The organism is Streptomyces sp. NPDC047880 (assembly GCF_040706515.1).
GTDB lineage: Bacteria > Actinomycetota > Actinomycetes > Streptomycetales > Streptomycetaceae > Streptomyces.
On record NZ_JBEZOK010000015.1, the window covers coordinates 48,262 to 67,952 of the forward strand.

17 protein-coding genes are annotated in these 19,691 nt (G+C 71.2%); 10 read left to right on the plus strand and 7 right to left on the minus strand.

From position 1 onward, the window contains the following. Positions 1-522: 522 nt before the first annotated feature. Both AB0937_RS22460 and AB0937_RS22465 read left to right on the plus strand, forming a co-directional pair. Complete coding sequence (locus AB0937_RS22460; protein WP_366713966.1) at positions 523-1,644, plus strand: PP2C family protein-serine/threonine phosphatase; 1,122 nt, start codon at positions 523-525, stop codon at positions 1,642-1,644. A gap of 139 nt (positions 1,645-1,783) precedes the next feature. After that, the gene (locus AB0937_RS22465; protein WP_366713967.1) at positions 1,784-2,290 is read left to right on the plus strand and encodes a MarR family transcriptional regulator; all 507 of its coding nucleotides are present in this window, start codon (positions 1,784-1,786) and stop codon (positions 2,288-2,290) included. Positions 2,291-2,325: 35 nt separating this feature from the next. Here AB0937_RS22465 and AB0937_RS22470 read toward each other — a convergent pair whose 3' ends face one another. From AB0937_RS22470 to AB0937_RS22490, 5 genes are all read right to left on the minus strand, one after another. Next, positions 2,326-3,516: a PP2C family protein-serine/threonine phosphatase gene (locus AB0937_RS22470; protein ID WP_366713968.1), complete on the minus strand. Its 1,191-nt coding sequence runs from the start codon at positions 3,514-3,516 to the stop codon at positions 2,326-2,328. A 363-nt stretch (positions 3,517-3,879) separates the two neighbouring features. Next, a complete protein-coding gene (locus AB0937_RS22475; RefSeq protein ID WP_366713969.1) occupies positions 3,880-4,341 on the minus strand; it encodes an ATP-binding protein in 462 nt (153 codons plus the stop codon). Next, on the minus strand, positions 4,338-4,745 hold the full coding sequence (locus tag AB0937_RS22480; protein ID WP_366713970.1) for an STAS domain-containing protein: 408 nt from the start codon (positions 4,743-4,745) through the stop codon (positions 4,338-4,340). Before AB0937_RS22480 ends, AB0937_RS22475 begins: the two co-directional genes overlap by 4 nt. After that, positions 4,745-5,641, minus strand: a complete 897-nt coding sequence (locus AB0937_RS22485) for an STAS domain-containing protein (RefSeq protein ID WP_366713971.1) — start codon at positions 5,639-5,641, stop codon at positions 4,745-4,747. Before AB0937_RS22485 ends, AB0937_RS22480 begins: the two co-directional genes overlap by 1 nt. A 143-nt stretch (positions 5,642-5,784) precedes the next feature. Then, a complete protein-coding gene (locus AB0937_RS22490) occupies positions 5,785-6,948 on the minus strand; it encodes a PP2C family protein-serine/threonine phosphatase (protein WP_366713972.1) in 1,164 nt (387 codons plus the stop codon). 192 nt (positions 6,949-7,140) lie between these two features. Between AB0937_RS22490 and AB0937_RS22495 the strand changes: the two genes are divergently transcribed. From AB0937_RS22495 to AB0937_RS22505, 3 genes are all read left to right on the plus strand, one after another. Further along, on the plus strand, positions 7,141-7,575 hold the full coding sequence (locus tag AB0937_RS22495; RefSeq protein ID WP_366713973.1) for a MarR family transcriptional regulator: 435 nt from the start codon (positions 7,141-7,143) through the stop codon (positions 7,573-7,575). 1,187 nt (positions 7,576-8,762) lie between these two features. Beyond that, positions 8,763-9,182, plus strand: coding sequence for an aspartate 1-decarboxylase (gene panD / locus AB0937_RS22500; RefSeq protein ID WP_366713974.1), 420 nt, complete (start codon positions 8,763-8,765; stop codon positions 9,180-9,182). Positions 9,183-9,215: 33 nt separating this feature from the next. After that, positions 9,216-9,560 carry an N-acetyltransferase gene (locus AB0937_RS22505; protein WP_366713975.1) on the plus strand — a complete coding sequence of 115 codons (345 nt, stop codon included), beginning with the start codon at positions 9,216-9,218 and terminating at the stop codon, positions 9,558-9,560. 682 nt (positions 9,561-10,242) lie between these two features. Here the strand turns inward: AB0937_RS22505 and gndA are convergent. After that, a complete protein-coding gene (gene gndA / locus AB0937_RS22510) occupies positions 10,243-11,682 on the minus strand; it encodes an NADP-dependent phosphogluconate dehydrogenase (protein WP_366713976.1) in 1,440 nt (479 codons plus the stop codon). 349 nt (positions 11,683-12,031) lie between these two features. Between gndA and AB0937_RS22515 the strand changes: the two genes are divergently transcribed. Then, on the plus strand, positions 12,032-13,243 hold the full coding sequence (locus AB0937_RS22515; RefSeq protein ID WP_366713977.1) for a transglycosylase family protein: 1,212 nt from the start codon (positions 12,032-12,034) through the stop codon (positions 13,241-13,243). On the opposite strand, the gene AB0937_RS22520 is transcribed toward AB0937_RS22515, so the two are convergent. Continuing rightward, a complete protein-coding gene (locus AB0937_RS22520) occupies positions 13,233-14,564 on the minus strand; it encodes a DMT family transporter (RefSeq protein WP_366713978.1) in 1,332 nt (443 codons plus the stop codon). The genes AB0937_RS22515 and AB0937_RS22520 overlap by 11 nt on opposite strands. 210 nt (positions 14,565-14,774) lie before the next feature. Between AB0937_RS22520 and AB0937_RS22525 the strand changes: the two genes are divergently transcribed. The 4 genes from AB0937_RS22525 to AB0937_RS22540 all read left to right on the plus strand — a co-directional run bounded on the left by AB0937_RS22525 (position 14,775) and on the right by AB0937_RS22540 (position 19,597). Next, entirely contained in the window at positions 14,775-15,530 is a 756-nt protein-coding gene (locus tag AB0937_RS22525) for a (2Fe-2S)-binding protein (protein WP_366713979.1), read from the plus strand. Positions 15,531-15,569: 39 nt separating this feature from the next. Further along, a complete protein-coding gene (glgA, locus tag AB0937_RS22530) occupies positions 15,570-16,721 on the plus strand; it encodes a glycogen synthase (RefSeq protein ID WP_366713980.1) in 1,152 nt (383 codons plus the stop codon). A 51-nt stretch (positions 16,722-16,772) separates the two neighbouring features. Then, positions 16,773-17,993 (plus strand): glucose-1-phosphate adenylyltransferase, encoded by a 1,221-nt coding sequence (gene glgC, locus AB0937_RS22535; protein ID WP_351333395.1) that lies wholly within the window; start codon positions 16,773-16,775, stop codon positions 17,991-17,993. A gap of 260 nt (positions 17,994-18,253) precedes the next feature. Next, positions 18,254-19,597: a wax ester/triacylglycerol synthase family O-acyltransferase gene (locus AB0937_RS22540; protein ID WP_366713981.1), complete on the plus strand. Its 1,344-nt coding sequence runs from the start codon at positions 18,254-18,256 to the stop codon at positions 19,595-19,597. Positions 19,598-19,691 lie beyond the last annotated feature (94 nt).

The window sequence follows — 19,691 nt, forward strand, 5'->3', positions numbered from 1 at the left end:
GTCCCGCGCCTACGAGACCAACCACATTGAAGATCACCCCGACGACGGTCGCGCCCGCCCCCGCCAACGCCACGCCTTCCGCCTCGCCATCGACAGCGACCCCGTCGGCAAGCAAGCGGGAGCCGGAAGACCAGGGGAGGCGAGAGGGAGCACGACGGGGAGAAGGACAAGCACCACCAGAGGAAGGGCAAGAGGTCGGACGGCTGAAACACGGCTCCTCGGCAACGAACGCGGTCGGCTCCGCCCCGGGCGCCGCCGGCCCTGGTCTCAGCGGCGTTCACCCGACTCGGATCGACCTCAAGCCCTTTGGGCAGAGCTTGCGTGACAGAGGTCTCCGACAGGGTGTGCCGGTGGGCCAGCGAACAGTGACGCGGTTCCGGCGAGACCAGAGCCGCCGGTTCGGCGTCCGCGGTCGTGTCTCACTGCCGGCCGTGAGAGCGATCATGGGGCAAGTGCCATGGCCCGGGGCAGCTCCTGCCCCCGGCGCGGGCGCCGGGGCGGGATTCGCGATATTCAGGATGTATGGCTCCTCAACACCGTTCCGACCGCAGGCTGTCGCGGGAGCCTCCTCATGCGCTGCTGGCCGTACCGATCGCCCTGATCGCGATCATCACGGTGGCCGACATCATGGCTCCGCCCAGCGTCCATCTCGGGCCCTTCCTGGTAGCCCCGCCCGCGATCACGGCGTCGTTCGCCGGACCTCGGACGACCGCATGCGTCGGCGCGCTCGCCGTCCTGGCTCAGGCAGTGATCGCGGCCGTGCGTACCAGCCTCGTCGATGTGAACCACACCTTCCAGCTCATTACGCTGATCCTGATGTCGGCGTTGGTGACCTCGTTCGCCGCCCGGCGAGAACGCCATGAAAGGGAACTGACCCAGCTGCGCTCGGTGGCGACGGCCGCACAAGAAGTGGTGCTCAAGCCGCTTCCCGAGCGGATCGGTCCATTGCGCATCGCCTCGGTCTACCTGGCCGCCGAAACCGAGGCTCAGATCGGCGGTGACCTGTATGCCGCCGCCCGAACGATGCAGGGAACCCGGATCGTCATCGGCGACGTCAGGGGCAAGGGGCTGGAAGCGGTCGGGGATGCCGCCCTCCTTCTCGGCGCGTTCCGGGGCGCGGCACACAGGCAGGCCGACTTGTCGGCGCTGGTCGCCTTCCTGGGGGGAACCGTCTCCTCGGACCTGGACGACCCCGCCGCCCCCGAAGACCGGACCGAGGAGCGCGGCGAGGCTTTCATCACCGCCGCGGTACTGGACGTCCCGGACGACGAACCGCTCCTTCACCTGATCAGCTGTGGGCACCCTCCGCCCCTGCTGGTGCGCGACGGAAACGTCAGTCTGCTCGAGGTACGCCACCCGGCACTGCCGCTGGGTCTCGCCGAATCCGTAGAAGCCGAATTCTCCCCGGAAGCGTTCACCTTCGACCACGGCGACGTCGTCCTTCTCTATACGGACGGTGTGATCGAGGCCCGCGACGGGAACGGCACCTTCTATCCACTTGCGCAACGGGTGGCCGGCAAGCCCGGCAAGAACCCCGAGGCTCTCCTGGCCCACCTGTGCAAGGACCTGATGCGTCACGTCGGCGGCCATTTGGGCGACGACGCCGCCATGGTGGCGATCGAACGCATGCCGCGGTCTCAGTGAGGGCATCCCAGGGCAGGCGCGAGCGGGCGCCATCGCAGTCGCACACAACAGCGGTGGCTTGCTCGCCTGCTCTTCGGGTACTGCGTTTGAATGAGCATGGCATTTGTACCGCCACGGGTTTACTGAAGGTGACTCGTTCGTGACGTATCTCGACGGCCCCGGCGAAGACCAGGCGACGGGACCGGGCGATGGCCCTGAGGCCGTCGCACTGGAGATCGCCGACGCTGTGGAGAAACTGGCGGATCTGTGGTCCGTCGCTGGGCAGGACGCGGCGCTGAGGCTGTCCCCCCACCAGTTGAGGGCGCTGCGTGCCCTGGAGGTGACGCCGGGCTTGAACCTCACGGCGCTGGCGGAGCGGCTGGACATCGGGCTCCCCACGGCCAGTCGACTGTGTGACCGCCTTGAGGCGGCCGGGATGCTGGAACGCACTTGCCACCCGCACAAGCGCCGCGAGGTTCAACTGCGCCTGACCGCGCCCGGACGACAAGTGCTCAGCGATGTGACCGGGCGACGAGTGCAGGCTCTGGCGTTCGCATTGGAGGAGATGGAACCGGCCGAGAGGGTCGCTCTGAGCCGTGGGCTGAAGGCTTTGCGCAGAGCCCAGGCTTCCCAGCTGTCACGGCCGGAGGTTCGGGACCGCCGGTGACGGAGGTCCACGCCTCACTGCGTGTGCCGCGCCCTCTAGGCTCCGCGGCCTTTCCAATCGAGGCAGACGACCGCGGCGTCGGCTGCGAGTTCCTTGCTGCCGAAGTGCTCGGTCAGACCGGAGACCATGGCACGCGCCGCCTCATGCGGAGGCTCCAGCCGTGTGGCGCTCAGCGTTTGACGCAGAGCCCGATCCCCGAAGGTCCCGCCGTCGGCGTCGCGTGCGCCGTGCACGCCGGTGCTGACCGCGATCAGCCGGTCACCTGGTTCGACCTGGAACGACTGCTCCTCGTAGGGGGTCTCCTCGAACATGCCCAGCGGGAACTGCGCTTGCAGTTCGATCTGCTCGATCGCGTCGTCGCGCTGACGGTAGAGCTGGGGGGATCCGGCGTCGACGGCATGTACGACGCCGGATCCCAGGTCGAACTTCAAGAGCAGGGTCGAGGCGTACATCTTGCCGCCGTACTGGGCGAAGAGGGCCTGGTCGGCAAGGCAGGCTTGGTCTGCGAGTCCTATCCCGGCACGGCGGGCGTTGCGCAGGGCCCCGACGGCGAGACTCGTGAGCAGGGAGGCATCGACACCCTGGCCCATGCCGTCGGTGACAGTGAGGGTGAGGCAGTCGGCGCTGGTCGACCAGTCGAAGTTGTCGCCGCCGATGGAGTAGGCGGGTTCCAGGTGGGCGCCGATGACGTACTCCTGGCGGGCGCAGCTCCGGCCGGGCAGGAGCTGCCACTGCATCTCGGCAGCGAGGGTGAGGCGTCGGGTGCGGCGGGCCTGCAGATACAGGTCGGTGTCGCGGCCGGCGGTGGTGACCTCATGGCCCAGGGCGGTGGCGAAGTCGGTGAGACTGAGGACTGTGGCGGGGTCGGTCGCGCTGCTGGGCAGGCGGACGGACAGGATTCCGAGCCGGTCGCCGCGGACGGTGATGGGCAGATGAACGAGGTTGGCCGACGTCAGGTCGTTGCTGACTTCGACGACCGGAGCCTGGCTGATGAAGGCACGTCCGGCGGGCCCGTCGTACGCGGGGACAGGGTCGCCGGTATGCGGCAGGTGGGTGACCGGCTGCAGAACGCTCAGCCCGTAGTCGGCCAGGAACAAGGTCACCTCCTCGGCCCCGACCCGGTCGGTCAGGAGGCGGCGGGCGGTGGCGACCAGTTCGTGAGGCGCAGCGGCGCGAAGTCGGCCTTCCACGGACGGGACCGGTTCAGATGCGTTCACGGAATCCACCCTCTCCCCAGGTGGCCTCCACGATATCGCCGTGGTCACCGCGTTCGGGATCTGTGGGGTGAAAGGCTGATCGGCTGATCCCTTCCGCCCCGTAGAACCCTAGAAGGAGGGGAGTGAGTTCGGAGTGCCGCGCCTGTCGTCCAGTGGCGGGCCGGTGGGCGTTCGTGCCCGGCGGGCACCCGCTCGACGAGGTTGATCACCATGCGTCCGCCGCCGGCGGCGCGCTTGGGGAGGTTGGTCGCCGGCTCGGTGTCCACGAGAGCTGTGACCGCAGTGCGGTGGGGGTCGAGCCCGGCACGGGTGAGGGCTGGCCCGGCCGCCGCGTGGACACCTCGGATCTGGGCCCAGTCGTGGACCAGGCGGTCACACACCGGCTCCATCGGGCCCCGGTCGTGGTGAAGGCACGCCGGAGGCCCAGACGACGACAGTGACGGTGGTGCCCTGGCCGGGCCGGCTGTCGACATCGAACTCCTGCACCAGCCGTCGGGCCCCGCTCAGCCCCATGCCCAGGCCGCCGCCGGAGGTATAGCCGTCGGTCATCGCCTGCTCCAGGTCGCGGATGCCCGGGCCTGTGTCCATGAAGGACAACCGTATTCCTCGGAGCTGCCCGTGATCCAGTGGTGTGATCTCGACATGCCCGCCTCCGCCGTGCACGAGGGCGTTGCGGGCCAGTTCACTGGCCGCTGTGACCAGCTTGGTCAGTTGCACCAGCCCGAATCCGTGTTCGACCGCCGCCTGCCGCACCTGCTGCCGTACCCACGCCAGGTCCGCGTCCGAGCCGATGGGCAGACGCTTGGCGGTGACGTGCCGGGAGGCCTGCGTCACGGTCCGCTCTCCACGGACGGGACGGTCGGTGCGGGCCGCATCAGCAGCTCCCTCGCGCGGTCGACGTCCAGCGCGGTATGCAGCTCCGGGAGGAGAAGCCCCAGCTCGACGAGTGTGATGGCCACGGCGGGCTGCATCCCGGCCAGCACGGTGCGCGCGGCCAGCAGCCGGGCGCTGGAGGCGATCTCCGCGAGGACCCGGCCGAGGAACGAGTCCACGATGTCCACGGCGGAGATGTCGATCACCACGCCGGTTGTCGCGCTGTGCGCGATGCGACGGGTCACGTCCTGAAGGAGTTGCTCGGCCGTCCCGTCGTGCAGTTCGCCCGGCAAGGTGACCAGCAGGATGTCCCCGAGCACCAGGACTGGGACCGGGGTCGCGAGGCCCGGGCGAGGGCCGTCCATCACAGGCTCGTACCGGCGGACGTGCGAGGTGAGACCTGGATGCCCTGCCGACTCAGGGCGTGTGCCAGAGCGTCGGCCAGCGTGGTGCGGGTGAGAACGGCCCCCAGGTCGATGCCCAGGTGGACGATGGTCTGGGCGATCGCGGGCCGGATGCCCGACACGATGCACTCGGCGCCCATCAGCCGCGCCGCCGCCACGGTCTTCATCAGGTGCTGGGCGACCAGCGAGTCGACCGTGGGTACGCCGGTGATGTCGAGGATCGCGTAGCGGGCGCGCTCGGCGACGATCGCGTCCAGCAGGCTCTCCATGACGACCTGGCTGCGCGCACTGTCCAGGGTCCCGATCAGCGGCACGGCCACGATGCCGTCCCACAGCTTGATCACCGGGGTCGCCACTTCCAGCAGCTGCTGACGCTGCCGGTCGATGAGTGCCTCGCCGGTGCTGAGGGCTGTCTCCATCACCACCAGGCGCAGGGTGCCCATCAGCATCGTCAGGGCCAGCAGGCATTCCTGGGAGTGCGCGTCGGTCGGATCCGGGAGATCGCCGCGCAGCAGGCTGATCGCCGGCTCGCGCAGGTCGGCGATTTCATCGGCGACCTGAGCCGGGGTGGCTCCTCTGCGGCTCCGGGACGCCGCCATCCGTGCGAGCTGCTCACGTACCGTCCCGAAGCCAGGCGCGCTGATGTCCTCCAACCGGCCGGAAGCGGCCACCGCGGCCAGGGCGTCGACCACGGCCTTCGCCGCCTCCACCGCCTCGTCCCGGGAGACCGTGAACACGCTCCGGAACAGCGCCGCGTCGGCCCATCGCTGAGCTATCTGCTCCTGGCGCCTCTCCAGGAACGCGCCCACCTGTCCCGCCGCCGGTCCGGAGGCCGCTCCCTGTTCAGACACCTGCATCTTCTTCCCTTGCACGTAGGGCCGTGTGGCCGCGGGCGGCAGGCGATCAGCCAATAGTTGCCGTACGACAAACATTAGCGCTGAGGCATGGCGCAAACAACGCGTGATCGCCGAAACCCAGGAGGTGACTCGCGTGACGGCCGTCACGGCCGCCCGCGCCAGTCCAGGCAGACCACCAGAGCGTCGTCGTTCGGCACGGCCTCGCCACGGTGGCCCGTCAGCTCACGGAGGACGGCCCGGGGGACCTCAGCGGCGGGAAGCAGCCGGGTGGACATGATCGCTCGGGCCAGGGCGGCGCCCCCGTACGCCTCTCCACCCGGAGAGGCGACCGCGTAGACCCCGTCACTGACGAAGACGAGACGGTCACCGGGTTCGACGTCGAACTCCTGCGCCACGTAGTCGGTCTCCTCGAACATGCCCAGCGGCAGCTGGGCCTCGAAAGTGACGCGCTCGATCCTGCCGTTGCGCAGGCGCAGCAGCTGCGGCGAGCCGGCGTCCACGACCTGGGCCCGTCCACTGGTGAGATCGAAGTCGAACATGAGCACGGACAGGTAGCAGTGACCCCGGTAGTGAGCGTAGACCGCCTGGTCGGCGAGGGCGGCCTGATCGGCGAGGGGGATGCCGGCCCGACGGGCGTTACGCAGTGCGTTGACGGCCAGGTTCGTCAGCAGGGAGGCTTCCATGCCTTCACCCATGCCGTTGGAGACGTACAGCATCAGCCGGTCGGCGGTTGCCGACCAGTCGAAGTTGTCACCGAAGATCGCATACGCGGGCTCCAGTTGCGCCCCCAGCTCATACTCCGGGCTCGCACAGGAACGGCCCGGAAGCAGCTGCCACTGCATCTCGGCGGCCAAGGTCAGGCGGTCCTTGCGCCGCGCCTGCAGGTAGAGGTCCGTGTCACGTTCGGCCACGACCACCTCGTGCGCCAGCACGTCGGCGATCTCCGCCATCTCCCTCAGGTGGCCGCGTGCGTGCTCCCCGCCGGGCAGGGTCACCGACAGGACACCGAGACGGTCTCCCCTTACGGTGACGGGGAGGTGCACACGCACCAGACCCTCCGAGAAGCCCTCGATGAACGGCTCCTGGGCGCCGAAGGCGCGGCCGGCCGGGCTGTTGTGCACCGACACCGGCTCCCGGGTGTGGGGCAGCACGGACACCGGCTGGAGCACGGTCAGACCGTAGTCGGCCATGAAGAGCTCGACGGAGTCCGCCGCGTACTGCTCCGCGAGCACGCGACGGACCGCGTCGAGCAGCTGATGGGGCGCGGCCGTGCGCAGGGCCCGCTCAGCGATCACGAATCCGTTCACAATGGTGCATACGCCAATCTGTCGCCGGGCGCCGGCAGTCCTCGCGCACGTGACGAAGCCGATCGGAGCCCGTGGTCCAATTCATCTCTAGCCAGTCCGCACGCCCTGTACGCTGACCGTCATCCCAGCGCCTGCGAGAGTGTGACGGTGACTTCCTTCCGCCCCCGATCCGAGCCGGACGAGGTCGCGCGCATGACCTCCACGGCCGCGGAGCTGCTGGAAGTCCTGTGGGGCCGGGCCTCGACGGAGCCTGTGTCCGCCTCCCAATTGCGCGCGCTGCTCATCCTTGAGCACCACGGCGGCGTCAACCTGCGCACCCTCGCCGACGGTCTCGCCTCCACACCACCATCGACCAGCCGGCTGTGTGACCGGCTGCGTGCGGCCGGCTTCGTCGAGCGTGCGGTGAGCCCGACCGACAGGCGCGAGGTGCGCCTGTGTCTCAGCCGCCGGGGCCATGCGTTCCTCACCGATCTACGCGCACGCAGGCAGGAAGCGCTGCAGGCGGTGCTCGACCACATGCCCGCTGCCCGGCGGACGGCGTTGCTGCAGGGGCTCGAAGCGTTTTGCGACGCTGCGGCGGCGCAGATACACAACGGCGCCCCGGACTCAGAGAGCCGGACCGCCTGAGCGGACCGCCGCGATCTCACCCGCACTCCGCCGTGCGGTGCCGGTGCGATCAGCGAACGGAGCGGCACCGCACGGCGGAGCATCCCGGGTGCTTCGCCGTGCCTGCGCGCCCCTACCTTCTTGCACAGGGCTATAGTTGTCAAATGGCAACTGTCTCTGCCGATCGCCCTTCGGAACCAGGTTGCCCCTGTCATGACGGCCTGCGCGGGAGCAGAGCGCCGCGGGATCTGATGTGGCCCGCCTGACGGACTGCCGTGCGACAAGCCGGTCGCTCTCGGCGCCCCTCCACGACCTGGATGACGCCAGGCACCGCGGCTGACGTGTGGGCGGATGCCATACCCGAACCCGCCGGGCGTGTAGGGCCGGCGAGGGGTTGAAGCCACGGCGGAACGCACTGGGCCAGTCGGCCGCGGCACCTAACCCCTTCGCGTTCGCGCTCCTATCGTGGAACGGCAGGCGCAGTGCTGCTCGGTACCCAAGCAAACGGGGCAGGACATGAGGGAAACCGCAGATCGACTATGCGGCGGTCTTCCGGGCCCTGCCCGGCACAGCACGAGGGCCTCGGCGTCCGCGCCCGAGCCGCCGGAGACGTTGCGAGGGTCATGATGTGCGAGCCGGCGTCCGGAGCGAGCCGGGGCGGATCCCCGGGTGAGCTGGTTGCCGCAGTCTGCTCAGCCCTGAGCGGGACGGACTCGGCCGTGACGCTCGTTTGACGCTCTGGGCGTCTGCACGAAAGATGATGAGCCGAGAAAACGGCGAAATCCTGGCCGAACGGGCGCCCGCAACCGTCGTCATCCGGGACTTTGTCATGCTCCTTGGGCATGGTGAAGACGGGAAATGACGCGGAAGCGCTCGGTCTCACGGGGGAGGAGCGCGCTGGTCGGCCCTGGTCCTCTAACTCACCGCCGCTGACCCCAGTTCGCAACTTGTTCTGGGCCTCTCGCTGACCTGACGATTCATCAGGTCAGTCAGCATCCAATCGGCATTGGACCGGGGCAGTCGTCCGTACATGCTCCCGGTTGACGGCTTCGCGGCAGCCTGCTTCGCGCAGATCGCGCAGGTGAGAAGCCTGCTCGCCGCGGCGCACGATGTTCTACGAAGTCTTCGAGGCGAAGGCATGCCGATGTACACTACGGGCGCCCCTGACCTGCAGAAGCTAGCAGGGAGCCGTCTTCCAGGAGTTCAACATGCTGCGCACCATGTTCAAGTCCAAGATCCACCGAGCCACCGTCACCCAGGCCGACCTGCACTACGTGGGATCCGTGACCATCGACGCCGACCTGCTCGACGCCGCCGATCTGCTGCCCGGCGAGCTCGTGCACATCGTGGACATCACCAACGGCGCCCGCCTGGAGACGTACGTCATCGAGGGTGAGCGCGGATCCGGCGTGATCGGGATCAACGGGGCCGCGGCCCATCTCGTCCACCCCGGCGATCTCGTGATCATCATCAGCTACGCCCAGGTGACGGACGCCGAGGCGCGGGCACTCGTCCCCCGGGTCGTGCACGTCGACCACGACAACCGGATCGTGGCCCTGGGTGCCGACCCTTCCGAGCCGGTTCCGGGCTCGGACCAGCAGCGCAGTCCGCAGGCCGTCGAGGCCTGACGGACGCATCCGCAGCGCAGGAGGAGCGTGTCCATGAGCGACCCGGAGATCCGCGACGACCGGGCGGCAGGCCGGCTGGAGGCCGTGTCCGGCGGTGAAGTCGTCGGCCGCATCGAGTACTTCGTGCTCGAAAGCCCCCGGCGTGCGCTGGTGCCCGTCCACACGGTCGTCGAGCCGGCCCACGAGGGCAAGGGCATCACCGGTTCGCTCGCGCGCGAGCTGTTCGCCCTCGCCGGCCGCGAGCACAGCGCGGTCGCCTCGCTCTGCCCGTACGTCACCAAGTGGGTCGAACGCCACCCCGACGAGGCCGCGCCGGCCGATCAGGACCTGCTCGTGGCGGCGAAGGAGTGGCTGAGGGCCCACCCCGGGCGCTTCTGACCCGGGTCGGCTTCTCCCGACCGCACGGTCCGGGCGGCGGACGGTACGGGCCCGTCCCTGTCGCGACACGCGCGCCCCGGGCGGGTCCCTGTCGCGACCGCGCGCCCCGGCCGGGTCCCTCCCGCGGTCACGCGCCCCGGGCCCGTCCCTCTCCGGCGCTCGGCCCTGCCGCACGACCCTGGCCCGTCCCTCTCCGACCCACGACCCCGGCCCCCCCCGAAGCACGACCCCGCCCGCCCTCGCTACCCCACCTGGTCCTCTCCCCGTCCTGCAGGGGAGTGACTGCGGACAGGGGTGGCCGGGTAGGCGGGGAGGAGTCCAGAGCCGGAGTCGTCCTACTGGCTGGAGGACCTGATGACGAACCCGATTCCCGACCCCGTGCCGCCGGCGCCCACGCCCGGCCCGGATCCCCAGCACCCGGATCCGCACCCCGACCCGGTGCCGAACCCGCAGCCCCCGCCGGGCCCGGAGCCGACCCCGCCGCCGCCCGCGCCCACCCCGCCGGCGCCCCCGGGCCCCGGCCCCGTGCCGGGACCCGACCCGTCTCCGATCCCCCCGGGACCGGAACCGGTACCGAGCCCGGAGCCCGGGCCGCCCCTGTCCTGACCCCGAAACACCAGCGGGGCGGTGGACGGCATCTCCTGCCGTCCACCGCCCCGCACCGCTGCGTCGGCGGCACCGCCTACGCGGAGATCTCCGACCGGTCCCCGCCCCACAGGGTGTGGAACGAGCCGTCACGGTCCACCCTCCGGTACGTGTGCGCACCGAAGTAGTCCCGCTGCCCCTGCGTCAGCGCCGCCGGCAGACGCTCCGCGCGCAGGGCGTCGTAGTAGGCGAGGGCCGCGGCGAAACCGGGCGTCGGCACACCCTGGCGGGTCGCGGCGACCAGTACCTCGCGCCAGTCGTCCTGGGCATCCGCGATCTCCTGCGCGAACGTCGAGTCCGACAACAGGCTCGGCAGGTCCGGCCGGGCGTCGTACGCGGCCCGGATCCGGTCCAGGAACGCCGCACGGATGATGCAGCCGCCCCGCCACAGCGCCGACACCGCACCGAGGTCGATGTCCCAGCCGTACTCGCCGCGCGCCGCGTCGATCTCGTGGAAGCCCTGCGTGTACGACACGATCTTCGACGCGTACAGCGCCTGCTCCACCCGGTCCGCGAAGGCCCGGGCCTCCGCCTCGCTCAGCGGCTGCGCCTTCGGCCCGGCCAGCCCGCGCGAGGCGTCCCGCAGCGCGGCGTGGCCCGACAGGGAGCGCGCGAAGACCGCCTCGGCGATACCGGACACCGGCACGCCCAGGTCCAGCGCGATCTGCACGGTCCAGCGGCCGGTGCCCTTCTGCTCCGCCTGGTCGACCACCACGTCCACGAACGGCTTGCCCGTCTCCGCGTCCACGTGCGACAGCACCTCGGCCGTGATCTCGATCAGGTAGGAGTCGAGACGGCCCCGGTTCCAGGTCCGGAAGATCTCCGCGATCTCGGCGGGGGAGTACCCGGCGACATCCCGCAGCAGCTGGTACGCCTCGCCGATGAGCTGCATGTCCGCGTACTCGATGCCGTTGTGCACCATCTTCACGAAGTGCCCGGCACCGTCCGGGCCGACGTGGGAGACGCACGGCGAGCCGTCTGCGGCCTTGGCCGAGATCTTCTCCAGCATCGGGCCGAGCGAGTCGTAGGACTCCCTCGGGCCGCCCGGCATGATGCTCGGCCCGTTCAGCGCGCCCTCCTCGCCACCGGAGACGCCCATGCCGACGAAGTGGATGCCCTGCTCGCGCAGGTCGCGCTCCCGGCGCCGGGTGTCCGCGAAGTGCGCGTTGCCACCGTCGATGATCATGTCGCCGGGCTCCAGCAGCGGCGCGAACTCCTGGATCACCGCGTCGGTGGGCTCACCGGCCTTGACCATCACGACCAGACGCCGCGGCCGCTCCAGCGCCGCGACGAAGTCCTTCGCGCTCTCGCACGCGACGAACTCCCCCTCGCCGCCGAACTCGTCCACCAGGGCGTGCATGCGCGCAGGCGTCCGGTTGTGCACCGCGACCGTGTAGCCGTTGCGGGCGAAGTTGCGGGCGAGGTTGCGGCCCATGACCGCGAGACCCGTGACGCCGATCTGCGCTGTACTGCTCATTCGGTTCGCTCCTAAAGACCTCGGTATCGGTGCTGCCGGTGGGGCCCCACCAGCATGCCCCCGTCGACCATCCTGACGTGCCACTACATCGTCCGCACGCGCGGGTCGCACGACGTCGCGCAGGCTGATACGGACGAGAGCCCCGCCGCGCTCAGCCGATGCATGCGTCCCCGCGCACGCCGCACCCGCGCACCGGGTGCCGTACACGGTGCACCGCCGGGGCGCACGTCGCGCAACAGGGGCCTCATACCGGCCATTTGGGCCCCCGGGCGGCCGATAGGCGTCTTGTTCTGGCCGGTTCGCAGCGCTTACTTTTGCCCCTCCTGACGCATGTCTAGGGGGGCTATCGATGGCCGTACGCGGCCGGCATCGCCGGTATCAGCCGAACAGGATCAACCGCGCCTCACTCACCGTCACGGCGGGCGGGGCGGGCATGGCACTGCCGTTCATGGGCACCGGCGCCGCCCAGGCGGCGGACACGGACACCTGGAACAAGGTCGCCGCCTGCGAGTCGACCAGCAACTGGAGCATCAACAGCGGCAACGGCTTCTACGGCGGACTGCAGTTCACCCAGTCCACGTGGGAGGCCTACGGCGGGCGGGCCTACGCGGCGCGCGCCGACCTGGCGAGCAAGGACCAGCAGATCGCCGTCGCGGAGAAGGTGCTCGACGGGCAGGGCCCGGGCGCCTGGCCGGTGTGTTCCGTACGGGCGGGACTGACCCGGGGCGGCGGCGAGCCGGACATCCGGCCGGCCACCGAGCGCACGAAGCAGAGGGACGCGAAGAAGAAGACCTCCATCGAGGAGGTACGGCCGCAGTCCACGCCGCAGTCCCGGGCGGGCAACGCCGAGATGTACACCGTGGTCCGCGGCGACACCCTCTCCGGCATCGCGGACGACCAGGACGTCCGGGGCGGCTGGCGGGGACTGTACGCCGCCAACCGGTCGGCCATCGGGTCCGACCCCGATCTGATCGTGCCCGGCCAGCGCCTCGCACTGCGCGGTGAGGGCGCCACCAGGACGCGCCCGGCGCACAAGCCGTCGCCGTCGGCCAAGCCCGCTACGAAGAAGCCGGCCCAGGACCGGGCCAAGGAACGGCCGAAGGAGCGGACCCGGGACAAGAGCGACGAGCGGGCCGGCCGCTCCACGGCCACCCGGCAGGGTCTCGTCGCCCCCGTGAGCGCCTCCCTCGGTACGCCCTACCGCAAGGCGGGTTCCTCCTGGTCGAAGGGCTATCACACCGGCATCGACTTCCCCGTGCCCACGGGCACGTCGGTCAAGTCGGTCGCGGCGGGCAGCGTCGTCAGCGCCGGGTGGGGCGGCTCGTTCGGCTATCAGGTCGTCGTCCGGCACGCCGACGGCCGCTACAGCCAGTACGCCCACCTGTCCGCGATCTCCGTGCGGGACGGGCAGTCGGTGAGCGCCGGCCAGCGCATCGGCCGTTCCGGTTCCACCGGCAACAGCTCGGGCCCGCATCTGCACTTCGAGGTGCGGACGGGGCCCGGTTTCGGCTCGGATGTCGACCCGGTGGCGTACCTGCGGGCCGGCGGCGTCACGATCTGACGCGTATGCGGTGCCGGTCGACCGTGGGGAGCGGGACGTACGGGATGTCGTAGAAGGGGACGTAGAGGAGCGGGCGTTCGTCGCCGGCGGTCACCGCCGACAGCTCCCCGCTCCCGTACCGGGCATCCGTGCCCGGCGCCCCCGACGGCTCCGGCACGGGCACCGCGGCCGGTGCCGGCACGCGCGCGGCGGCGGGCGACCTCGGCACAGGGGCGAGCAGCGCCGCCGTCCCCGGCACCGGTACCGGCACGTCCTCCGCGCGGGGCCGCCCACCGGCACGCACGGCTCCGGCCCCGGCCGGCTCGGCCACACGGTCCGGACTCCGCGAGAGCCCGCCCACCGGCGCGGGCAGGGTCACCGGGCTCTCCGCCGCCACGCCCACCGGCTCTGTCACCTCGACCGGGCTCAGTGGGAAGGCGCCCACCGGCTCGGGCAGATCGCGGTCCGCCTCGTCAGTCTCCTTCGCGGAACCGGGCACGGCTGCCGGCTGCTCGTGCGTGAGGCGCTCCGTCGTCAGCAGGATCAGGCCGCCCGCCGCCACCACACCGCAGCTCAGCGCGAGCGCCGTCCCCGCCGTGCCGTAGCGGAAGGTTTCACCGAACATCGTGATGCCGACCGCGGCCGCCACCACCGGGTTCACGACCGTCAGCGTGGCCAGCGGCGCCGCGAGGCCCGCGCCCCGGTAGGAAGCCTGCGACAGCAGCATGCCGGCTGTGGCGAGGACGCCGATCACCGCGAGGGAGGGCACGTCCGCCGCCGACACACCGCCGGTCCAGTCGACCGCGACGGTCTTGGTGAACACCGAGGACATGCCGAACGCGATACCGGAGGCCGTCGCCAGCAGCATGCTGCGGACCGCCGGATGACGGTGCGCCGCCCGGGCGGCGATCATCAGAGCCACGACCACGCCCGCCGTGGCGACGGCGATGGCCACCCGCTGCGTGGTGTCCAGGGACCGCGCGTCGGCCGCGGCGACCAGGGACAGCAGACCGGCGAGTCCGACCGTCGCCATGATCGCGCCCCGCCAGGCCGTGGCGCCGGCCTTGCGGCCGACGAACAGTGCCGCCATGGGCAGCGCAAGCACGATGGTCAGCGCACCGAGCGGCTGCACCAGGCTCAGCGGACCGTACGCCAGCGCCACCACGTGCAGCAGCCCACCGAGGCCGTTCAGCGCGACCGCCGCCCACCAGCCCGGCCGGCGCAGCGGCGCGTACTGCTCGCCCGGCGAGGTCTCCGCGACCCGCTCCTGCACGATCGCCCCGCCCGCGTAGGCGAACGCGGAGACGACGGACAGCAGAACGGACAACGCGAGGGCGCTCATCGGCTGCTCCTCTGCGGGAGGCGGGGGCGCTCGGCCCGGCGCGGCGAAAGGTCTGCTTTCATGACCAACACCCTGCCCTGTCCGGGTGTTCCCGTCGTCGTCCCTGAGCACTCATTGGGTCCTACTGCCGATGGAGTACGAGGGGACCCCCGTCATCCCCAGGGTGGGGGAGACCGGCCGGGGGCCACCGGGTCGCGTCCCTTAGGGGCCTTGGTACTACTGCTCTTCGTGGACCTCGACCCCGACCTCATCGCGCTCCGCCCGCTCGCCGGCTTCTTCGTGCTGCGCACAGGAGGAGCACCGGGCGGGGCTCTTCCCACTCTCGCACAGGCGTACGCCACCGCGTCACCGGATGTGTCAGGAAATCCTCTGATTTTTCGTGTCCGGAAGGTCGCGACCGCCCTGCGGGCCCCGGAGGCGCGGGTCGCCGCGTCCGTGACCCACCAGGGCCTCGCGGCCCGGCTCTGGTCGATCGGCCTCGGCTGTGCCGCGCTGTACGGCCACGTCCCGGACCTCGACGCCCGGCTGCTGCACTGGGACGCCGACGGCAGCGCCCCCGACGACCTGTGGCTCAGAGACGTGACGCCCCTTCCCGGCGACGCGCCGACGGTCGCGGACGTCGTCCTGCGCGGCCACCTCGTCCCCCTGGCGAAGGCCCTGCGCGCCCGCCACGGCCTCGCCCCCGGCCTGCTGCGCGGCAACGCCGCCTCCGCGCTGGCCGGCGCCGCCCGGGAACTGGACCGCTGGGCCCTGCGAAACGGCCGTACGGGCGTCGCAGCCCGGGCCCGTTCCCTGACCTCGGAACTCCTCGCGCACCCGCTGCTCGACGGCGCCGGAACCCTCACCGGCACGACCTTCCGGCGCCGCAGCTGCTGCTTGTACTACCGGGTGCCGGGCGGGGGCGTCTGCGGCGACTGTTGCTTCACGCGGCCTCCCCGCTCTTCCCCACGCGCCCCATCTGGGTGACCATGAAAGGGAACGGCCGCTGAGAGCAGGGAGTTGCGGGTGCGCGTCGGACTGCTGACCCGGGAGTACCCGCCGGACGTGTACGGCGGTGCAGGCGTCCATGTGGAGTTCCTCGCCCGCGAGCTCAGACCGCTCGTCGACCTGGACGTGCACTGCTGGGGCGAGGGCCGCGTCGACGGCGTCCGGCGGCACCGTCCCTGGTCCGCGCTCGACGGGGCCAACGACGCGCTGCGCACGTTCTCCGTCGACCTCGCCATGACGGCCGCCCTCGAGGGCCGCGAACTGGTCCACTCCCACACCTGGTACGCCAACCTCGGCGGTCACCTCGCCAAGCTGCTGTACGGCATCCCGCACGTGATGACCGCGCACTCCCTGGAGCCGCTGCGCCCCTGGAAGGCCGAGCAGCTCGGCGGCGGCTACGAACTGTCCAGCTGGGCCGAACGCACCGCGATCGAGGCCGCCGACGGGGTGATCGCCGTGTCCGCCGCCATGCGCGAGGACATCCTCGGCTGCTACCCGGCGCTGGACCCGGAGCGGGTCCACGTCGTCCACAACGGCATCGACACGAGCCTGTACCTGCCCGACCACGGCACGGACGCCCTGGACCGGATCGGTCTCGACCGCACCCGCCCGTACGTGCTGTTCGTCGGCCGCATCACCCGTCAGAAGGGCGTCCCCCACCTGCTGCGCGCGGTGCGGGACATCGACCCGGCCGCACAGGTCGTGCTGTGCGCCGGAGCCCCGGACACACCGGAGATCGACCAGGAGTTCCGCGAGCTCTTCGGGGAGCTGAGCGCGGTCCGCGACGGCGTGTTCTGGATCCCGAAGATGCTGCCTCGCCCGGAGGTGATCCAGCTCCTCACACACGCCGCCCTGTTCGTCTGCCCGTCGGTGTACGAGCCGCTCGGCATCGTGAACCTGGAGGCGATGGCCTGCGGCACGCCGGTGGTGGCCTCGGCGGTGGGCGGCATCCCCGAGGTCGTGGACGACGGCACGACCGGGCTGCTCGTCCCACCCGGCGACGGGTTCGAGGCGGGTCTGGCCCGGGCCATGGACACCGTCCTGGGCGATCCCGGCGCCGCACGGCGGATGGGCGAGGCCGGGCGGGAGCGCGCGGTCGGCGAGTTCGGCTGGGACGCGGTGGCCCGGCGCACGGTCCGGCTCTACGAGGAGATCGTCAAACAGGCTTAGCGGGTACTGCTCAGGGGCAGGCATCGGGAAATCGGCGTGAGGGGAGCGGCCATGCGTGGTGGTGGTCCTTCGGTCCTGGGGATCGTGCTGGCGGGCGGCGAGGGCAAGCGGCTGATGCCCCTGACCGCGGACCGGGCCAAACCGGCGGTGACCTTCGGCGGCACGTACCGTCTGGTCGACTTCGTCCTGTCCAACCTCGTCAACGGCGACATCCTGCGCATCTGCGTCCTGACGCAGTACAAGTCGCACTCGCTGGACCGGCACATCACGACCACCTGGCGGATGTCGAACCTGCTGGGCAACTACGTCACGCCCGTGCCCGCCCAGCAGCGTCTGGGCCCGCGCTGGTACCTGGGGAGCGCCGACGCGATCCTGCAGTCGCTGAACCTGATCTACGACGAGCGCCCCGAGTACGTCGCCGTCTTCGGCGCCGACCACGTCTACCGCATGGACCCGCGCCAGATGCTCGCCCAGCACATCGAGAGCGGCGCGGGCGTCACGGTCGCGGGGATCAGGGTGCCGCGCACCGAGTCCTCCTCCTTCGGGGTGATCACGCCGGGCTCCGACGGGCAGACGGTGGAGCGCTTCCTGGAGAAGCCGGCCGACCCGCCGGGTCTCGCGGACGACCCCAGCTGCGTCTTCGCCTCGATGGGCAACTACATCTTCACCACCAAAGCCCTCATCGAGGCGCTCAAGCGGGACGCGGAGGACGAGTCGTCCGTGCACGACATGGGCGGCTCGATCCTGCCCCAGCTCACGGACCGGGGCGAGGCCGCGCTGTACGACTTCAGTGCGAACCACGTCCCCGGCGAGACCACCCGCGACCAGGGCTACTGGCGGGACGTCGGCACGCTGGACGCCTACTACGAGGCCCACATGGACCTGATCGCCGAACGCCCCGCCTTCAACCTGTACAACCGCAGCTGGCCGATCTACACGCACTCGTACCAGCTCTCGCCGGCCCGCTTCAACGCCGGTGGCATCGCCAGCGAGTCGATCATCAGCGCCGGCTGCCTGGTGCGCGGGCAGGTCACGCGGTCCGTGCTGTCGCCGGGCGTGGTGGTCGACCCGGGGGCGGTGGTGCAGGGCTCGGTGCTGCACGACAACGTGCACATCGGCCGGGGCGCGGTGGTGCGCGGTGCCGTCCTCGACAAGAACGTCGAGGTGCCGCCCGGTGCGACGATCGGGGTCAACCCGGAGCGGGACGCGGAGCTGTACACCGTGTCGAAGGGCGGGGTCATCGCCCTGGGCAAGGGCCAGTTGGTCACCTGACACCGGTGGGGCCCGGTCTTTGTCCTGACATGCGCTCGGAGTGACGTGCGGCGCCCATTGACGCCTCCCGGGTGACTCGCCCGGGGTGTCCGGCGGCGCAACCTGTGCTGGACTGACGGCACATGCACCATGAGTCCCGCCCCGTATGAAGGGGTGGGACGTAATCTGCTGTTAACTGTACGTAGCCCGATCGTACTTGACCGTAATCGGCAGGGGGCGGTTGACTGCTGGCCCACCCGTCGTCGACGCGAGGCAAGCCCTTGACTGCTGACCTGCTCGCTCCTCTCGACCTGGCGTTCTGGAACCTCGAGTCCGCCGAGCACCCGATGCACCTCGGTGCCCTCGGGATCTTCTCGGCCCACTCGCCCGCCGCGGGCGCCCATGCGGCGGACCTGCTCGCGGCCCGGGCGGCCGGGGTCCCCGGGCTGCGGATGCGGATCCGCGACGTGTGGCAGCCGCTGCCCTCCGCGCTGCGCCGGCCGCTCGCCTTCGGCGGCGCGGCCCGTGAGGCGGACCCGGACTTCGACCCCCTGAACCACGTACGGCTGCACGCCCCGACCGCCGATTTCCAGGCGGTCGCGGGCCGGCTCATGGGACGCCCCCTGGAGCGCGACCGGCCGCCGTGGGAGGCCCATGTGCTGCCGGGCGAGGACGGCGTCTGCTTCGCCGTGCTGTTCAAGTTCCACCACGCCCTCGCCGACGGGCTGCGGGCGCTGACCCTCGCCGCGGGCGTCATGGACCCGATGGACCTGCCCTCGCCCCGGCCGCGCCCCGCCGCGACCCCGCGGGGTCTCGTGCCGGACGTGCGTGATCTGCCCGCGATGATGCGCGGTGCCCTGTCCGACATGAGCCGCGCCCTCGACATCGGCGCCGCCGTCGCCCGCTCCTCGCTCGACGTGCGCTCCACCCCCGCCCTCACCTGTGAGCCGAGCGGCACCCGCCGCACCGCCGGCGTGGTGCTCGACCTCGACGACGTCCACCGGGTGCGCAAGACCGTGGGCGGCACCGTCAACGACGTCCTCATCGCGGTCGTCGCGGGCGCCCTGCGCCGCTGGCTCGACGGGCGCGGCGACGGCAGTGAGGGCGTCGCGCCCCGTGCGCTGATCCCTGTCTCCAAGCGCCGCCCGCGTACCGCGTACCCGCAGGGCAACCGGCTCTCCGGGTACTTGATACGGCTTCCGGTGGACGACCCGGACCCGCTGGCCCGGCTGGCCTCGGTACGGGACGCCATGGACCGCAACAAGGACGCCGGCCCCAACCGGGGCGCGGGCGCCGTAGCCCTGCTCGCCGACCACGTCCCCGCCCTCGCACACCGGCTCGGCGGCCCCCTGGTCGGCCAGGCGGCCCGTCTCTGGTTCGACCTGCTGGTCACCAGCGTGCCCCTGCCCAGCCTGGGCCTGAAGCTCGGCGGCCACCCCCTCACCGCCGTCTTCCCCTTCGCCCCGCTGGCCCCCGGCCACTCCCTGGCGGTCGCGGTCTCCACGTACCGGGGGAGCGTCCACTACGGCCTGGTCGCCGACGGCGAGGCCGTCCCCGACCTCGACCTGTTCGCCACCGCCGTGTCCAAGGAGGTGGCGACGCTGATCAAGGCCTGCCGGTCGTGATCAGGCGGGTTTGGCGGTGAGGCCCGGCGCTGAAGTAAAATCCGCCCTTCGAAAGCGGGCGCGACCGGCGCGCCGCGAGGGCAGAGCAGGGAAC

Bases quoted from the DNA above. Each gene is read 5' to 3' on its own strand.
- AB0937_RS22460 (WP_366713966.1), top strand. From the start codon at position 523: ATGGCTCCTCAACACCGTTCCGACCGCAGGCTGTCGCGGGAGCCTCCT.
- AB0937_RS22480 (WP_366713970.1), bottom strand. From the start codon at position 4,745: ATGGACGGCCCTCGCCCGGGCCTCGCGACCCCGGTCCCAGTCCTGGTG.
- AB0937_RS22485 (WP_366713971.1), bottom strand. From the start codon at position 5,641: ATGCAGGTGTCTGAACAGGGAGCGGCCTCCGGACCGGCGGCGGGACAG.
- AB0937_RS22495 (WP_366713973.1), top strand. From the start codon at position 7,141: ATGACCTCCACGGCCGCGGAGCTGCTGGAAGTCCTGTGGGGCCGGGCC.
- panD (WP_366713974.1), top strand. From the start codon at position 8,763: ATGCTGCGCACCATGTTCAAGTCCAAGATCCACCGAGCCACCGTCACC.
- AB0937_RS22505 (WP_366713975.1), top strand. From the start codon at position 9,216: ATGAGCGACCCGGAGATCCGCGACGACCGGGCGGCAGGCCGGCTGGAG.
- gndA (WP_366713976.1), bottom strand. From the start codon at position 11,682: ATGAGCAGTACAGCGCAGATCGGCGTCACGGGTCTCGCGGTCATGGGC.
- AB0937_RS22515 (WP_366713977.1), top strand. From the start codon at position 12,032: ATGGCCGTACGCGGCCGGCATCGCCGGTATCAGCCGAACAGGATCAAC.
- AB0937_RS22520 (WP_366713978.1), bottom strand. From the start codon at position 14,564: ATGAGCGCCCTCGCGTTGTCCGTTCTGCTGTCCGTCGTCTCCGCGTTC.
- glgC (WP_351333395.1), top strand. From the start codon at position 16,773: ATGCGTGGTGGTGGTCCTTCGGTCCTGGGGATCGTGCTGGCGGGCGGC.